The 16420-nt window shown below is 60.2% G+C and carries 17 protein-coding genes and 1 pseudogene; 13 read left to right on the forward strand and 5 right to left on the reverse strand.

What is annotated here, in order from left to right; all coding sequences use genetic code 11:
• Positions 1 to 62: 62 nt before the first annotated feature.
• Both ACQCSW_RS08745 and ACQCSW_RS08750 read right to left on the reverse strand, forming a co-directional pair.
• The gene (locus ACQCSW_RS08745) at positions 63 to 1076 is read right to left on the reverse strand and encodes an SIR2 family protein (protein ID WP_426990385.1); all 1014 of its coding nucleotides are present in this window, start codon (positions 1074 to 1076) and stop codon (positions 63 to 65) included.
• A 35-nt stretch (positions 1077 to 1111) separates the two neighbouring features.
• Positions 1112 to 2680 carry a PAS domain S-box protein gene (locus tag ACQCSW_RS08750; RefSeq protein WP_426990386.1) on the reverse strand — a complete coding sequence of 523 codons (1569 nt, stop codon included), beginning with the start codon at positions 2678 to 2680 and terminating at the stop codon, positions 1112 to 1114.
• Between the two features lie 169 nt (positions 2681 to 2849).
• Between ACQCSW_RS08750 and ACQCSW_RS08755 the strand changes: the two genes are divergently transcribed.
• The 7 genes from ACQCSW_RS08755 to ACQCSW_RS08785 all read left to right on the forward strand — a co-directional run bounded on the left by ACQCSW_RS08755 (position 2850) and on the right by ACQCSW_RS08785 (position 8515).
• A complete protein-coding gene (locus ACQCSW_RS08755; RefSeq protein WP_426990387.1) occupies positions 2850 to 3992 on the forward strand; it encodes an acyl-CoA dehydrogenase family protein in 1143 nt (380 codons plus the stop codon).
• Positions 3993 to 4013: 21 nt separating this feature from the next.
• A complete protein-coding gene (locus tag ACQCSW_RS08760; protein ID WP_426990388.1) occupies positions 4014 to 4394 on the forward strand; it encodes a hypothetical protein in 381 nt (126 codons plus the stop codon).
• Between the two features lie 2 nt (positions 4395 to 4396).
• Positions 4397 to 4894: a nuclear transport factor 2 family protein gene (locus ACQCSW_RS08765; protein WP_426990389.1), complete on the forward strand. Its 498-nt coding sequence runs from the start codon at positions 4397 to 4399 to the stop codon at positions 4892 to 4894.
• Between the two features lie 26 nt (positions 4895 to 4920).
• The gene (locus ACQCSW_RS08770; RefSeq protein WP_426990390.1) at positions 4921 to 6201 is read left to right on the forward strand and encodes an aromatic ring-hydroxylating oxygenase subunit alpha; all 1281 of its coding nucleotides are present in this window, start codon (positions 4921 to 4923) and stop codon (positions 6199 to 6201) included.
• Entirely contained in the window at positions 6191 to 6748 is a 558-nt protein-coding gene (locus tag ACQCSW_RS08775; RefSeq protein ID WP_426990391.1) for an aromatic-ring-hydroxylating dioxygenase subunit beta, read from the forward strand. The genes ACQCSW_RS08770 and ACQCSW_RS08775 overlap by 11 nt, the downstream gene beginning before the upstream one ends.
• A 7-nt stretch (positions 6749 to 6755) precedes the next feature.
• Positions 6756 to 7496, forward strand: a complete 741-nt coding sequence (locus ACQCSW_RS08780) for an SDR family NAD(P)-dependent oxidoreductase (protein WP_426990392.1) — start codon at positions 6756 to 6758, stop codon at positions 7494 to 7496.
• A gap of 62 nt (positions 7497 to 7558) precedes the next feature.
• The gene (locus tag ACQCSW_RS08785; RefSeq protein WP_426990393.1) at positions 7559 to 8515 is read left to right on the forward strand and encodes a PDR/VanB family oxidoreductase; all 957 of its coding nucleotides are present in this window, start codon (positions 7559 to 7561) and stop codon (positions 8513 to 8515) included.
• A gap of 172 nt (positions 8516 to 8687) precedes the next feature.
• Here the strand turns inward: ACQCSW_RS08785 and ACQCSW_RS08790 are convergent, their stop codons facing one another.
• On the reverse strand, positions 8688 to 9308 hold the full coding sequence (locus ACQCSW_RS08790; protein WP_426990394.1) for a response regulator transcription factor: 621 nt from the start codon (positions 9306 to 9308) through the stop codon (positions 8688 to 8690).
• A gap of 232 nt (positions 9309 to 9540) precedes the next feature.
• On the opposite strand from ACQCSW_RS08790, the gene hpaC reads away from it, so the two are divergent.
• The 3 genes from hpaC to ACQCSW_RS08805 all read left to right on the forward strand — a co-directional run bounded on the left by hpaC (position 9541) and on the right by ACQCSW_RS08805 (position 12823).
• Positions 9541 to 10056 (forward strand): 4-hydroxyphenylacetate 3-monooxygenase, reductase component, encoded by a 516-nt coding sequence (gene hpaC, locus ACQCSW_RS08795; RefSeq protein ID WP_426990395.1) that lies wholly within the window; start codon positions 9541 to 9543, stop codon positions 10054 to 10056.
• Positions 10056 to 11348 (forward strand): amidase, encoded by a 1293-nt coding sequence (locus ACQCSW_RS08800; RefSeq protein WP_426990396.1) that lies wholly within the window; start codon positions 10056 to 10058, stop codon positions 11346 to 11348. Before hpaC ends, ACQCSW_RS08800 begins: the two co-directional genes overlap by 1 nt.
• 71 nt (positions 11349 to 11419) lie before the next feature.
• A complete protein-coding gene (locus ACQCSW_RS08805; protein ID WP_426990397.1) occupies positions 11420 to 12823 on the forward strand; it encodes an MFS transporter in 1404 nt (467 codons plus the stop codon).
• Positions 12824 to 12948: 125 nt separating this feature from the next.
• On the opposite strand, the gene ACQCSW_RS08810 is transcribed toward ACQCSW_RS08805, so the two are convergent.
• Complete coding sequence (locus ACQCSW_RS08810; protein WP_426990398.1) at positions 12949 to 13218, reverse strand: hypothetical protein; 270 nt, start codon at positions 13216 to 13218, stop codon at positions 12949 to 12951.
• Positions 13219 to 13434: 216 nt separating this feature from the next.
• Here ACQCSW_RS08810 and ACQCSW_RS08815 point away from each other — a divergent pair, with 216 nt between their 5' ends.
• From ACQCSW_RS08815 to catA, 3 genes are read left to right on the forward strand one after another with little or no spacing between them, the layout of a single operon-like run.
• Positions 13435 to 14538: a mandelate racemase/muconate lactonizing enzyme family protein gene (locus ACQCSW_RS08815; RefSeq protein WP_426990399.1), complete on the forward strand. Its 1104-nt coding sequence runs from the start codon at positions 13435 to 13437 to the stop codon at positions 14536 to 14538.
• Positions 14539 to 14584: 46 nt separating this feature from the next.
• Positions 14585 to 14875, forward strand: coding sequence for a muconolactone Delta-isomerase (gene catC, locus ACQCSW_RS08820; RefSeq protein WP_426990400.1), 291 nt, complete (start codon positions 14585 to 14587; stop codon positions 14873 to 14875).
• A 57-nt stretch (positions 14876 to 14932) separates the two neighbouring features.
• Positions 14933 to 15787 carry a catechol 1,2-dioxygenase gene (catA, locus tag ACQCSW_RS08825; RefSeq protein WP_426990401.1) on the forward strand — a complete coding sequence of 285 codons (855 nt, stop codon included), beginning with the start codon at positions 14933 to 14935 and terminating at the stop codon, positions 15785 to 15787.
• Positions 15788 to 16045: 258 nt separating this feature from the next.
• Here the strand turns inward: catA and ACQCSW_RS08830 are convergent.
• Positions 16046 to 16375: pseudogene (locus ACQCSW_RS08830) on the reverse strand (integrase core domain-containing protein); the annotation flags it as partial.
• Between the last annotated feature and the right edge of the window lie 45 nt (positions 16376 to 16420).

Raw genomic sequence — 16420 nt, forward strand, 5'->3', positions numbered from 1 at the left:
AGTTGGTCGTCATCGGAGTACGGATGAGATCGCTTTAGCGTGAGGATGCGTGCCAGGAGGTCTTAGCGCTTAGCGGCTAGCGCCGCGATGCCGGCGGCATAGAAGAGAGCGGATCCAGCAGTGAGACGCAGCGTCACGAGCCTAACTGAGCCGGAGGCGTGGTTCTGCCGAGAGAATCGCACTATCTCCTCTATCCACCAATGATCGGTGCGTTCATCGCCCCAATAGGCGACTGACGTGACCAGGGCCAAGCAAACCTTGCTCGCCTCCTCGACCCGTTCCAGCATCGCCACGTATCCGTCTGGCGCGTCTTGCTGGTAACTCTGAAGGTTGAATTCTGGGAGTAGGCGGAGCCGTTCGAACTCCACGCCCAGTCGGTCATGTAGGCCAATTGCCACCCAACGGCCAGAAAGCTCCCGCTTTGCCGCGTCGGCGGCAACTTCAACAGTGAGGGGATGGCGAGATTGCCTGCCCTCAAAGGCCGTAAGGGCGTCGATGAGAAGTCCAAATGCAGCATCTGCATTTGTGGGTACAAGAATTCCGTTCATGAGGTGTCGAAACTGTGTCGCTTCCGGGCTAGGAGTGCCTGGCTCGATCCATGAAAGTGTGTACCGCGCTGGATAGTGCGTCTTTATGGCTTCCATTAGAGCGGGATCATAAGTACCCGACCAGCCAGCGATGATCAGGCCGTAGTCGGTAAGTACCCTCTGCAGCAGGACCATCATCTGCGGATCATAGGCGTCCAGTTCGGTGCGCGTATTCAGCATAGAAGCGGGGTTCAGGTAGTCACCATGGAGATGGATCACGCAGCACTGCAGAGTGTGCAGAGGAGTAAGTCCGCTAACGTCACCCGCTGTTGTCACGATGGTTGGTTCGATGCCTTCGGCGCGGATTGCTTGCTCCAGGAGGCGGTCGAAGTTGAGGGTAACGATAACGCGAATGGCTCCCGCCTTTACCAGTCGAGCAAGGCGCCGGTCCCGGCCAGCAGCTTCGCCACGTTGTAGGAGGGTCGGCTGTTGACGGCGCCAGCTCCGTACCCCTGGACCGAATAGCGACGGCGCTGCGGTAATTAGCATTGCCCTGCAAGGCAGTGGAATGCCAAAACCGACCTCTACAGCAGATCCCCAATCTCCGCCAGGGGCAGTTCGAACGTAAACGAGGCACCGCGGGATTCGTTTTCCACTGCATAGATGCGTCCGTGCTGTCGGGTGATGATGCGGTGGCTGAGAGCCAGCCCGATTCCGCTGCCTGTCGATTTCGAGGTGAAGGCCCCATCGAAGATGCGGCCGTCCGGGATGTGGGAGAGGCCTTTGCCGCGGTCTGCCACACGGAAGACGCCGGCGTCGGCAGTTGCGTACGTCGTGATGGTGACGTGCCGTTCCCGTTGGGGCCAGCCGGACATTTCGTCTATTGCGTTGTGGCACAGATTCAGGATCACCTGTCCGGTAAGGACCTTTTCGCACCGGATCCATATAGGGTCCTCGCTCATAACGAGCTGAACTTCGGTGTCGTTCTGATCTGCTCGAAGCTGAACAAAGTACATGCAGTCCCTCACGATTTCGTTCAGGTCCACCACCTGCTCGGAGTGCTCGAGCTGAACCACGAAGTCCCTGAGGCTTTTGACGATCTGATTTGCCCGATCTATCTGCATCCTGGCGTTATCTAAGCCATATACCAGGTCTTCGATGCCCGTCGCAGGGTCGTGCACCCGCCGCGATACGCCATCCACGAAATTCGTTGCTGCTGCCAGCGGCTGTCCAAGTTCGTGCGCGATCGCCATGGCCATGTCGCCCATTGCGTTGTAACGTCCCAGATAATTCAGGTGCTCAAGATCCCTTCGGTGCTGTTCCTCCGCCGCTACCTGGTCATTGATGTCCTGGAGAAGGAGCATAGTGCCTGTCAGGTCTTGCTCCAGGGCGATGTACTGGCAGCTGACTCCGAACCACCTAATGGTGCCATCGGGCTGCGCGACCTGGACCCGAAGGATTGACGATGTGCTGTCAGCGGGATCCTTGGCCAGAGCCTTTCGCAGGGCGGGCCTGGAAGAATTGCTGCACAGGTCGAGGAAGCTTTCGCCGTACAGTTCTTCGCCTTCGCGGCCCAGCTGGGCTGAGGCTGCCCCGCTGGCGAAAGTGATTTTTCCTTCGCCGTCCAGTACGAGGATTCCCTCAGCCATGCGCATCAGGAATGCTTGCAGCCTGCCCTCACTGCGCTGCAGGTTTGATTTGAGGGATTCTTCCTTTTCAATGTCCCTGAATTGCACCATGATGGCCCTGCCGGAGCTCAGTTCCACCCGGGTAGCTACTGCCTCGGTCAGGATGTTCCGGCCGGACTTGGAGCGGTACATCCATTCGGTTCTGCTGATGCCGCGGTCGACAGCGTCCTGGAGCCACTGCACACCAACGGCCCGTCGATATCGGAAATCGGGGCTGCTCATGTCAGGGGCCTTGAGGGGTTTTAGCTCCTCCAGTGTGAAGCCAAGCATGTCGCAAGCGGCGTCGTTTGCCCACAGGATGTTCTTTGTCTCTGCGTCGTGGACGAGGATGCAGTAGCTCAGCGCCTGTGTGAGGCGTTCGTAATCCTGGCCGGCAGGGACCGTCGCGGGGGGCTCTGCTGAGTCCTTGGGCCGGTCCGGCTCGCCGGTCGCGGATAGGGGTTCACTGCTCGGGGAAGTGGCCACAAGAGATGTTAGCCCACAGTCGGACTTTGACCCATAGGTAATTTCTTTATTCCACGCCGGTATTTCTTTGGGCGACAGCTACGAATCACCGATTGAACGCAACCGCTGTACCAAATACTTTTGATGGCAGAAGAGATACGTTCAGCCGTTGATTGAGATTGGAACTCTTATGACCGACATTCTGACCACTGCACCGCAGACAACACTTGACCATGTGCTCGAAGTGATCGCGGAGCGCCGGCAAGAATTCGGAGAACAGAAATTCGTCTCACAGGACATAATTTGCGAGTTCAAGAAAGCAGGCATTTTCCGGTCAGCCACACCTAAACGATTCGGAGGGGGCGGGCTGCGGCCGAGCGAATTCCTGCGCATCATCGAAAAGATCTCTGCCGTCGACGCATCCGCTGGCTGGGTGGCCAGTTTCGGCTCTGCCAATGTGTACCTGGCCGCGTTGCCCCTGCAGTCCCAGGCCGAACTCTACGCTGACGGCCCGGACGTGGCGTTTGCCGGGGGACTGTTTCCAGTCCAGAAAGCTGAGCGCGTGACGGGCGGCTGGAACGTCGCCGGTGAATGGAAGTTCGCCAGCGGCTGCAAGGGCGCGGACATACTGGGCGTCGGTCTAGTGGGCAACGACCAAAGCCAGGGAAAGCCCCTGACGGCCCTACTGCGGCCGGAAGACGTCGAAATCGTCGAAAACTGGGACGTCATCGGTCTCAACGGAACCGGCAGCCACGACCTCCGTGTTCACGGAAAGTTCGTGAAAGACGAATGGACTTTCGTGCGCGGCGGCGAGCCGACCATTGATGAACCGTTGTACCGCTACCCGACGGTGGCCTACGCAGCCCAGGTCCTGGCTGTGGTGAACCTGGGTGCGGGACGGGCTGCACTGGATTACGCCATCAAGACCGGCAGCGGCCGTACCGGCATCACAGGAGCCCCCAAGCTGGCCGACCGCTCCTACTACCGCATGGATGTCGCCAAAGCTGAAGCGGAACTCCGTTCAGCACGTGCCTTCTTTTACGAGATTTCCGACGAGGTGTACGCAACGGTAGAAGCGGGAGACCCCGCGACAGACAAACAGAAGGCTCTGCTGCGTCTGGCTTCCACTCATGTCGCCCGGGTCGGTGCCAAGGCAGTGCAGACCGCCTACACACTCTCTGGTACTGCGGCGATCTATGACACGAACCCCATGCAGCGCTACCTGCGCGACGCCTCGGTTGTCACGCAACACGCCTTCCTCGGCGACGGCATCTACGACGGAGCAGGAGCTGTCCTGATGGATCTCCCGCCCGCCATTCCCGCTTTTCTCTGACCTAGGACCTAAGGAACTTTCATGAGCGAAAATCCTGAGACACAGCCACTGCGCGTCCTGTTCTGCATCGGCATCAACCAGAATTTCTTCGACCTGCCCAAAAGCGGGATCGGGGCGGTATGGACCGCATTCTCCGGGATGATGGCCGACATGGCTCGAATGCCCGGCGTAAACGTTATCGGCAACATGGACGACGACTCCCACATGGTCGGCCCGTCTGAAGGGTGGCCCTGGACCTGCTACATCCTCGCCGATGTAGATAGCCAGGAAACCGTCAAGGCCGCCTGCAACCTTTTCCGCACCACGATGGTGGGCGATAACGCCCTGTGGCGCTACGCCAAGATCGAAGCACGGATAGGTCGAGCCCTGGTTATCCGCGACGACGTGGAAACAGCGGGCTAGCGATGGAACGCGAAACGGTCGCCGGCCTCGCCCAGCGCCTGGTCCAATTCGAACTCCGCGAGGCAGCACAGAACACGCTCAGCAGGTACATGGATTTATGCGACGTTCCGCGGGCTGAGTTTCATTGGGCCGACATGGCGGCCCTGTTTACGGCGGAGGCTGTCTGGGAAGGCATCGGACCCGAATACACGGGCAAGTTCGGCCAATTGAAAGGCCGGGACGCCATACTTTCGATGCTCGCAGACTACCTTCCGCCCTCGCTGCACTTCACACACAACGTTCATCTGCTCGGCAACGGACGAATCGCTGTCTCCGACAACACGGCGACGGGTGAGTGGATCATGCAGCAGCTCTCCGCATTCGAGACAGGCGGCAGGGAACTGATTTCGGCGCGGCTATCGGTGGACTTCGAATATGCCGAGGGCAGCGCCAGAATCTCCCATTTCCGCACCGAGAAGTTGTTCACGGCCGATCTCGCGGCCACCCCCGTCAACGCCTAAGAGCACCAACCATCAAGGAGTACATCATGACGTCACAAACATCAGAAGGGACCGGCGGTTTCGCAGGCCTGGCCGCCGCCGACCGGGTCGCGGCGCAGCTTTACACCGACCCGGAGATCTTTGACTGGGAGATGGAAAAGATCTTCTACAGCACTTGGGTGTGGGTTGCACACGAAAGTGAAATCCCGGACGCCGGCAGCTTCAAGATGAGCCACATCGGTTTGCAGCCTGTCATCGTGAACCGGGACCGCAAGGGCAACTTCAACGTGCTTCTGAACCGTTGCCGGCACCGCGGCGCCAGCGTGTGCGAGGTCCCCAAGGGCAAAGCGAACGGGTTCACGTGCCCCTACCACTCCTGGTCCTATTCCCTTGAAGGCAACCTGCGTGGCATTCCCTACCCCGACGGCTATGAAGGGGTGGCGGAGAAGAAGGATCTGCCCCTGCAGAGGCTTCGGGTCGAGAGTTACAATGGCCTGATCTTCGCCACCTTCAAGTCAGATATCGAGCCCCTAGGTGACTTCCTCGGCGACGCGAAGATCTGGATCGACCGCTTTATGAAGCAGGGCGCCGGCTTCCCGGTCAAGGTCCAGGGCGAGCACAAGTTCCGCTTCGACGGGAACTGGAAAATCCAGCTTGAAAACACCACTGACGGCTATCACTTCCCCATCGTCCACCGCTCCTGGATGGCCTCGGTGGACGCCGAGACGGCAGACATGCTCTCGTTCATGACCGACGAAAAGGCTGTCACCCATGCCCTCGGCAACGGACACAGTGTGGCCGTCATGGTCCCTGACCACGTTGACCTCGAAGAGGATGACGGCACCGAGGAACTGCAGGAGCGTTTCCGGCACATCATCGACGAGCTCTCAGAAACCATGCCCCAGGACCAGGTCCGCCGGATCGTCAGGTCAATGCATGGCGCAGGGTACAACCTGAATCTGTTCCCGAACCTGTCGCTGTCGATGTCATTCTTCCGCGTTCTACGCCCCATCTCCGTGAACGAGACGGAGATCCAGCACATGGCCTTGGGCCTCGACGGCGGCCCGGAGAGCGTCAATCGCGAACGGCTGCGCATTCACGAGCACTTCCAGGGGCCCTTTGGCTTCGGCACCTCCGATGACTCCGAGGCATGGGACCGTGTGCAGCGCGGCGCAGTGGCAAATCCTGAGATGCCGATCCTTATTAATCGGGGACTTGGCCGCGAGGAGACCGTGGCAGAGGGATGGAAGACCTCGCACGTGACCGATGAAACCGGCATGCGGGAAGCGTATGCAATGTGGAAAAGGATGATAGGCAATGACAACTGAGACCGTCGCAGACGTGAACGCTATCGACAACCGTCCGGCACCGGAGACCTACGAATTGGGACTCGGCAAACTGTCCCAGCCGTTGGTTAGCCGGGCGATCGAACTGATCTGGCACGAAGCCCAGTTGCTGGACGACAAGAATTATGAGGCGTGGCAGACCCTCTACACGGAGGACGCGAAGTACGTCATCCCTGTCGACCCGGCCACCGAGGACTTCGAATCGTCCCTGAACATGGTGTATGACGACGCACGGATGCGCCACATGCGCGTCACCCGCCTCGTGCAGGGCTACTCCATGTCGGCCGTCGCAGCCGCCCGCACGTCCCGCACGATCTCCCGCTTCACCGTCGAGGACCTGACCGAGGACACCGTCACCCTGCGATCCGCCCAGGTTCTCGTCGGCTTCAAGCGCGACAAGTTCCAGGTGCTCGGCGCCGATCTGACCCACCGAATCCGGTTCGCCGGCGACGACGCCCGGATCGAACTCAAGCTGATCCGTCTGGTCAACTCCGACTCTGCCGTCAACGCCTCCGGCTTCCTCCTTTAGGACAATCATGAACAACGTCGCACTCGTCACCGGAGCCGCCCGCGGCCTCGGCGAAGTTATCGCCCGCAAGCTCCACAAGGAAGGCTATAAGGTCGCCATCACCGGCACCAGCGCAGCCTCCGTGCAGCCCGTGGCGGACAGCCTGGATGCCTCAGGAGAAACCGTCTGGGCAGGGGCACTTGATGTCCGCAAGAAGTCCGATTTCGAGTCTGTGCGGGACATTCTCGCGGAGAAGTGGGGCGGCACCGACGTCCTCGTAAACAACGCCGGGCGTTCGACGGTTGCCCCGCTGCTGGAGATCACCCCGGAGGAATTCTCCGCAAACGTTGAGATCAACCTCAATGGCACGTTCCTTGGCTGCCAGGTTTTCGGGCCCCATTTCCGGGACCGCGGCTACGGCCGGATCATCAACATCCACTCCCTCGCGGGCCACAACGGCGGCACCTCGACCGGCGCCCACTATGCCGCATCCAAAGGTGGCGTCTCTACCCTCACCAAGGTGTTCGCACGCGAATTCGCTGCCGCCGGGGTAACCGTCAACGCAGTTTCGCCGGGTCCGCTTGACCTTCCCGTGGTATACGAGACAGTGGATCCCGAGAAGCTGGCGACCGTAAAGGGCATCATCCCCGTCGGCCGCCTGGGCGATGCCGATTTCATCGCCGACACGGTTGTTCTCCTGGCTTCTCCGCGGGCAGCGTCCGTGACCGGAGCCTGCTGGGACATCAATGGCGGGCTGTACATGCGCTGATAGGGCGAGGTGCCCGATCAGCTGAACAAGACAACTGCCAGGACAAGAAAGGAGCGTTCCCCATGGGTATGTTCAAAGTACGCGTTGCCGAAGTGCTGGAGGAGACCAGCAACATCAAATCCTTCCGGCTCAAGCGCGCGGACGGGGCACCATTTGACCCCTACCCCGCGGGAGCGCACATCGACGTCGTCGGGCCCACAGCCGTCGTCAGGCAATATTCGCTGTGCAGCCCGCCGTATGAACTCGATGACTACGTCGTCGCGGTCAAACTCGAGCCGGAGTCGCGCGGCGGTTCCGAAGCCCTGCACGACGTCGAAGTAGGTCAAGAACTCGAAATCAGCGCACCGCGAAACCTCATGGCCGTGGCTGAGAACGCGGACCGCCACCTCCTGGTGGCCGCCGGGATCGGCGTCACACCCATGATCAGCATGGCTTACCATCTGCACCGGGCAGGGCGGGAGTTCGAACTTCACTACTTTGCACGCTCGCGTGAGGAGGCGGCCTTTGTTGACCTTTTGAAAAACAGGAGCGGATTCAGCGATCGGGTGAAGTTTCACTTCGGGCTGCAGCGGGCCGACCAGCCGACAGTGCTAGCCACTGCTTTCGCAGATCTGACCCCGGACTCGCACGTGTACACGTGCGGCCCTGAAGGCTTCATGGACCGGGTCAGCGAGAGCGCCTCCAGGGTCATCCCGGAAGACCACGTTCACATCGAGCACTTCCAGGCCGGCGAACCGACTGACACCAGCGCTGATACACCTTTCGAAATCGAAGTGGATGATGAAGTGTACGAGGTGCCAGTAGGCAGGTCCATCGTCCAGGTGCTCGAGGATAACGGCGTCGAGGTGGATACCACCTGTCAGGAAGGAATCTGCGGCACGTGCATCATGGGTGTCCTCAAAGGTGAGCCGGACCACCGGGACCAGTGCATGTCCAGTAGCGAAAAGAAGGCGAACGACCAGATCGCCGCTTGCGTTTCCCGGTCTAAGTCACCCCGGCTGGTACTTGAACTGTTCTGATTCCGTCCCGCAGTTCCCAACTGAACGTCCTGTTTGACAGCGAAGCTGACCCCTTGCCCAGCGGGCGAGGGGTCAGCTTCGCTACACGTTAACAGGGTCTCTGGTTTCCCCCTACTGAATATTTCGAGTTCACCGTTCCGGGAAGCTCCGCCCGAGGTAGTCCTGAGTTAGGTCAGTTGATACTCACGTTGTGCTGAAGTATGTCTCTGACCAAAGTGGCGATGCTATCAGCACCGGTCTTGGCCTTGATCCTGGTCCGGTGAACGTCCACGGTTTTCACGCTGGTACCGAGCCTTCGCGCGATATTCTGACTGGGCAGACCCTCGATGACCAGCGCCAGAATCTCGCGTTCGCGCGGCGTCAACGAAGCTATCCGCTGCTCGATCACCCGCCGTCCCCGGCTCGCTTCGAAGCGCTCCTGGGCGAGATCGAGTGTCTCCTGCACGACATCGAGCATGTGCTGCGGATCGTACGGTTTCTCCAGAAAGTCAACGGCTCCCTGCCGCAGTGCCTTCACGGACATCCTGATGTCGCCGTGTGCCGAGACGAAAATGATGGGCATGGGGGAGGCTATCTGGTTCAGGACCTCCTGAAGCTGGAATCCGCCGGCCTTGGGCATCCGGACGTCAAGGACCAGGCACGACGGAAAATCGGGGTCGTAGTCGGCAAGAAACGAGGCGACGTCGTAGAAACTGCGCGACTGGATACTGACTGATTCCAGGAGCCACGCCAGCGACTTACACAACTCTTGGTCGTCATCGACGATGTAAACGAGAGCTTCGGGTGAATGCATGGGGAGCACCTTGTACTGCCTAAGGCCTAGGAGTGGGAATTTGACGTTATCCAACACAGGGGACCGAAGTCAATCAAACCTCCCTAAGGAATCTACTTACGCACCTAAGGGCAATTCTGAAATGAGGTGGGATTACTCGCAATACCTATTAGGTCTACCGAACAATAGATTTCTTCCATAAGCATTCATGAAATGACCAGCTTCATTGGTCACGACAGTGGGAGAAATTTAAATGTCTGAGCTTACGCAAATCCAAAAGGATTTCCGGTCCGCCATGGCGCATCTGCCGGCAGCCGTTAATGTCGTGACCACAGCCGGTCCTCACGGCCGCGTGGGAATCACGGTAAGTGCGGTCTGCTCTGTAACGGACTCCCCGCCCACTGTCCTTGTATGCGTCAACCAGAACAGCGAGACGCATGACATCTTCAACAACAATGGCCAGGTCTGCATCAACGTCCTCAGCGGCGAGCACGAAGAGCTTGCCCGACACTTTTCCGGGGCTACCCGCGTTCCCATGGAAGAACGGTTCGGGTGGGACATCTGGGAAAAAGGGCAGGACTCGGTTCCGGTGCTGCGGGATGCCTTGGTGAAGATTGTTGGCAGGATCAGCGGCCGCAGCACCCAGGGCTCACACTCCGTCATCTTCATTCAGGTGGACCGCGTGGAAGTTCAGGAGGAGCGTGACAGCCTCGTTTACTTCAAGAGGCAGTTTCATCGCCTTTCCGTAACGCCGGAGCTCGTGGCCTGATGTCCCTGCGCGAGCTTTCTGCGGCCCTGAGGACCGGGGAAACCACACCCAGCAGTGCCGTGGAAATCGCTTTGGCCTGCATCGCCGAAACCGAAGCAGACATCAGGGCCTGGGTTCACGTGGACGCAGAGGCTGCCCGGGCCGCCGCACGGGAACTGGAGCTGGTGGACGGCCCCCGTGGACCCCTTTGGGGAATCCCGGTCGGGATCAAGGACCTGATCGACGTTTCGGGCCTGCCCACTCGTTGCGGCAGCTCCCTGCGCGGTGCCGAACCCGCCCAAGACGATGCCGACTGCGTCCGCCTGTTGCGCGAGGCCGGTGCCGTCATAATCGGCAAGACCGTGACCACCGAGTTCGGTTACTTCAAACCCGGTCCCACGCGGAATCCCGCCAATCTGCAACACACTCCGGGGGGATCCTCGAGCGGATCGGCAGCTGCCGTGGCCGCCGGAGTCATACCGCTAGCCCTCGGCACGCAGACGGCCGGCTCCCTGACCCGACCAGCATCGTTCTGCGGAGCCGCAGGTTTTGTCGCACCGATCGGTACTTTCTCGCTGCACGGTGTCACCGGGCTGAGCCACTCGCTCGACACCCTTGGTTTTCTGGCCCACTCCGTTGCCGACCTTCATTTTGTGTGGAATGCTCTGGCGAAACGCCCGGGGAGAGACTCAGGTTCAGATTCCGACAAACCGACGCGCGTGTTGTTGTGGAACGGCAGCGGCCTCGGGGACGTCAGCACCGAGATGGCTTGCGCACTCGAGCAAGCGGCAACCAACCTCGGCTCGACCGGCGGACACGTGACCGAATGGTCCGAACATGACCTCATCAAGCAGCTGGCCGAGGCCCACGCCGATGTTATGGCCTACGAAGCGGCCAGGGAGCGTGCAGCCGAGCTCGATCGCCCCGAGGAGCTGAGCGGCCAGCTGCGAGAACTCCTGACCACCGGTCTGCGCATGACCGAGAAAAAATACGAGGCCGCACTGCAAACCGTCGCCTCCAGCCGCCGGATAGTCCTAGCCCTGCTGGATTCGGTAGATGCCGTCCTGGGACCGGCAGCCCTCGGAGCCGCCCCGGCCGGCATCGAAGCTACGGGCTCACCGGTGCTCAGCAGACCCTGGCAGGCACTCGGATTCCCGGTCATCACCATTCCCGGTCTTCGAGACGCAGACCGGATGCCGCTTGGGCTCCAGCTCATTGGACTCCCCGGCCGTGAGGACCGACTCTTTTCAATCGCGACGAAGATCGAATCCTCCTTAACTCCCACTCCCCTCCCCACTTTCTCCAACCGCTAGGTAACAACATGTCATCCACCCGTATTTCACCCTCGCCAGGGTCACTAGCTGAAGCCGTCTCAATGCGGAAAATGAACAGGCGTGCGTGGGTTATCACCACTATGCTCATCCTGTTCCAAATCATCGCCTTCGCCGACAAAGCCGTCCTTGGCCTCGTGGCGCAGCAGGCCATCCCCGAGCTGGGCATCAGCACCGTGGAATTCGGTTTTATCGGCAGCGCATTCTTCTTCCTCTACGCCATAGCATCCGTGCTGATCGGTCTGTGGGCTGGCCGGGTCCCCATCAAGTGGGTACTGCTGGCCATGGGGCTCAGCTGGGCCGTCCTCCAATTTCCGATGCTCTTTGGTGGCGGTGCAGCCATCCTGCTCGTCACGCGTATCTTGCTGGGCGGCGCTGAAGGGCCCGCCACAGCGATGTCGCTGTCCTCCGCCCACTCATGGTTCCGCCCCGCAGACCGGGCGCTGCCGAGCAACCTGATCGCTATCGGTTCAACACTCGGTCCAGTAATTGCTGCCCCTGCCCTCGCCATCGTGATCGTTTCTTTTGGCTGGCGGTGGGCTTTTGGAGCTCTGGGCATCGCCGGAGCTGTGTGGGTCGTGGTCTGGTTCTTTGTCGGGGCAGACGGGCCCTTTGGTGCGAAATTCCCCAAGAAAGCCGAACAGGCACGCAACGAGAACCCCGCAGCCGAAAATATTGCACCGCCAGAGCCGGCGGCTCAAGAAAATGACCGGCTGGCAGCCTTCGACTCCCAGCACCAAGTACCCTGGCGAGCAATCCTGCTCAGCGGATCCTTCGTCATTGCCGTCTTCGCGGGATTCACTAACTTTTGGACCCAGGGCTTCCTCACCACATGGTCGCCCAAGTACCTGGCCGGCGCAGTCAACCTTTCACCGGAACTTGTGGCGCTGTTTTTCACGTTCCCCTGGCTGTTTGGCGCAGCAGTGCTGCTGGGCCTTGGTGTACTGGGACGGCACCTGATGCGTCGGGGCCAGAGCGTCCACAAGGCGATCGGCATCCCGTTCGGCATTTCGCTCGCCGTGGCTGGCATTTGCTTCCTGCTGCTCCCGGCCACTACCGGCCTAGCCTCGGTGGCGCTGCTGACCGTCGCTGCGGGATGCAGTGTCATTTACCCCATGGCGCCCAGCGCCATGGCCTACGCGGTCGGACCAAAGCAGCGGCCCGTGCTGATGGCCGTCCTTGGTGGCGTAGCTTCCATAGGCGCCATTGTCTCGCCGACCGCCGTCGCACTCTTCATGGACGGTGCAGGCTACCGAACCCCCGCTCCGGGCACAAAGGACACAGCCGAGATGATCATGAACATGACCACGGGCGTTCACCAATCGTTCAGCGTCGCCGGTGCGCTGCTCCTGATCGCCGGCGTCCTTTCCGTCTTCTTCCTGAACCCGGACAGGACTGCAGCAAAACTCCAAACCAAATATCCTGCCGCAGCCGACAACCCCAGCGCCGCCGCGTAGTCTCCCCGGCGCACTAAACACAAAGGCTACGGTCCCGCCCGGATTTCCGGATGGGACCGTAGCCTTTGTGCTGGTCTTCGCCTGTGCTGCCCATTGCCGGATCAGCGATGCATCATCAGCGTCGTTCAGGCCCAGGCTGCTTCAGCAGTCCAGTACTCCAAACCGTTGGCGCTGGTGCCGTGCTCCCACTCAGACGTACGTCGCAGCCGCGGTTCCACCCTGGCTGTGCTGGCGTCTGCAGCCTCGGGCCCATCCTGATCAACCTGCCAGTGCACCCAGTTGACTTCCAGGTCATTCTCGTCGTGAACGAACAGATCGACATGGTGCCAGCCATAGCCAAACGTGTCCGTGTAGCACGTCAGGAACATACGATCATGATTCTTGGGGTAAGCCATGGACATTCTCCTTTCACGTTGTTTGTCAGCAGGCTATTGGGGATTTCCTTACCCCGAAAGGGGATAAATCTTTACCGCAGACCGTGATTTCTCGCCTTTCCACACCTTCCATTGGGGCCGAGGATATTAGGTAGGCGGCAGCAGCAAGTTCAGCTTTTCCCGAGAAGCAGAGCGCCGCCGTCGCAACCGACTCTCCTACCTTGAAGGCATTCCCACGTGAAGATTGAGCGTATTGAGGCCGTTCCGTACTCGATCCCCTACGTCAAGACACTGAAGTTCGCGAGTGGTGAGGTAGCGGATGCGGAACATGTCCTTATCCGTGTCCATACCGATGACGGGATCGTGGGCATCGCCGACGCCCCGCCCCGCCCGTTCACCTACGGGGAGACTCAGGACTCGATCATCGCGGTGGTCACTAAGATCTTTGCCCCAGCCATCACCGGCCTTGATCCGATGGACAGAGGCAAGATCCACCACATTCTGAACAGAACAATCCATAACCAGGTGGCCAAGGGCAGCCTCGATATAGCTCTCTGGGACATCATCGGAAAGGCCAACGCAGTCCCTGTACATCAGCTGCTCGGGGGCTTTACCGATTCCATGGAAGTAAGCCACATGCTGGGCTTCCGGCCCGCCCAGCAGCTTCTGGATGAGGCGTTGAGTTTCCGGGAGAAATACGGAATCAACACCTTTAAGCTCAAAGTAGGGCGCCGGCCCTTGGCCCTGGACGTCGAGGCTTGCCGAGTCCTCCGCGCCGGACTGGGACCGGACACCGAACTGTACCTGGACGCCAACCGGGGCTGGACGGCCAACGAAGCGATGGAAGTACTCCGACGCACAGCGGACCTGGGACTCTCCCTCCTCGAGGAACCCTGCGATGCCAAGGAAGGACTGAGCCGTCGCAGGCTCGTCCAAAAGTCGCCCATTCCCGTGGTGGGCGATGAAAGCGTCCCCACCGCCGGTGACGCGTCCCGCGAACTCCTCTCCGGGGGATGCGACGCGATCAGCATCAAGACCGCCCGCAGCGGCTTCACTGAAGCCCAGCAGATCCTTGGCCTTTGCACAGGGCTGGGCGTGGACGTGGTCATGGGAAACCAAATAGACACCCAGATTGGAACTCTGGCCACCATCACCTTTGGCGCTGCCCACGAAGCCACTTCCCGGCGCGCCGGTGAACTGTCCAATTACCTGGACATGGCCGATGACCTGCTTTCGGAGCCCATCCGCATCAGAAACGGACGCATAGCCGTCAAGAGCGCCCCTGGCGTCGGAGCGGACATCGATGAGGACAAACTCGCGCGCTACCGACAGGACAAGTAGCAGGGCCGCAGCACTTCCATCCAACCCGATAAGCAAAGGAGCATCCGTGCTGTACCTGGTCCGTATGGACGTTAACGTCCCCCCCGAAATGCCCGAAGAACAAGCCTCGGCAATCAAGCAGGAGGAAAGGGCCTACTCTCAGGCCTTGCAAAAGGAGGGCCGCTGGCCCCACCTCTGGAGGGTCGTTGGAGAGTACGCGAACTACTCAATATTCGACGTCGACACAAACGACGAACTCCACGACCTCCTCCAGGGTCTGCCGCTGTTTCCGTACATGAAGGTTGACGTCACGCCGCTAGCCCAACATCCATCCGCGATCACCACATCAGGGATCTGAACCGCACAACAATGTCCGTCTCATGGATGAGGCGGACCAAGAAAGGACCTCAAAACAATGTCTGTCGAAACCACTGCAACAGCGGCCGCTTCGGGCGCCAACGCCACCGAAAAATTCCGGGCGAACAAGTCCGTCGGCTCCCAAGTCAGCACTGAACGAGTCAACCTGCTGGCCTCACGGGCAATCAAGGCCCTCGTGGACACCGTCACCGAAGAACAGGTCACCTACGACGAATACAACGCCCTGAAAGCCTGGCTGATCCGGGTGGGAGAAGACGGCGAATGGCCCCTGTTCCTGGACGTCTGGGTAGAACATGCAGTCGAGGAAGTGGCGAACGCCGACCGCGAAGGAAGCAAGGGCACCATCGAGGGGCCCTACTACGTCCCGGGATCTCCGATCCTTCAGTCGCCGGCGACATTGCCTAAGCGTGAGGATGAAACAGGAACCCCACTCCTGTTCCAGGGCCGAGTCACAAGCGTCAACGAAGAAGCACTCGCAGGGGCCCATGTTGAGATCTGGCACGCGGATGGTGCGGGCTTCTACTCCCAGTTCGCACCCGGCATTCCCGAATGGAATCTCCGCGGCACCGTGGTCGCCGACGATGAGGGGCTCTACCAGATCAACACCCTCCAGCCCGCACCGTACCAAATCCCCACCGACGGCGCGTGCGGGCAGCTCATCTCGGCCGCAGGTTGGCACGCTTGGCGACCAGCGCATCTTCACCTCAAAGTCAGCGCACCCGGACACCAGCTCATCACCACACAGCTGTACTTCACCGCCGACGAACACCTGTCAGACGACATCGCCTCAGCAGTCAAACCCGAACTGGTCCTCGACCCGAAACCCACGGCAGACGGCACCGGACGCGAAGTCGCTTACAACTTCGTGCTGGATCCCGCCGCAACCGAGTAGAACCGAGAACGATGCCGCCCCGACTGAGTCGGGGCGGCATCCCTGCATCGGACTTGCTGCCTGGGGAAACACCTGAATCTTGTGTCTTTCCCCGGTACTGTCATCGGTTTGTTGGCAGCTAACGCCAGGTTAACCTGCCCTCGTGCCCGGCCAGCGGAGATGGGGACGCAACCTTCGCCTCGCTTACACGGATACAAGCGCGCCATCATCGAAGTGAGCTGCCGCGAGGATTTCGGACAGCGGAATTGGTGGATTCTTCTACGCTGCCAAGGCTGGCTGTTGATAACCATAGTGGACTTCGTTGGGCCGTCGGTAACCGAGTGCGGAGTGTCGGCGCCGACTATTGTAAAACCCCTCGATGTAGCGGATAACGTCGCTGCGTGCTTGTGATTTCGTCGGGTAAACGGTCCGGTAAACACGCTCATTTTTGAGCATCGAGAAGAAAGATTCCGCCATGCTGTTATCCCAACACACGCCTGTGCGGCCCATCGATGAGCGCATCCCCAGGCCGGTCACCAAGGCCCGAAACCCGGCCGAGGTATACACGCTGCCGCGGTCACTATTAAGCCGAATTCGGCTTAACTCCGATTAAGCCGAGGAAATCGTTAAGCCGGGGACTGGCCCTGTGGGCCC

Source organism: Pseudarthrobacter sp. Y6 (assembly GCF_050156205.1).
Taxonomy (GTDB): Bacteria; Actinomycetota; Actinomycetes; order Actinomycetales; family Micrococcaceae; genus Arthrobacter.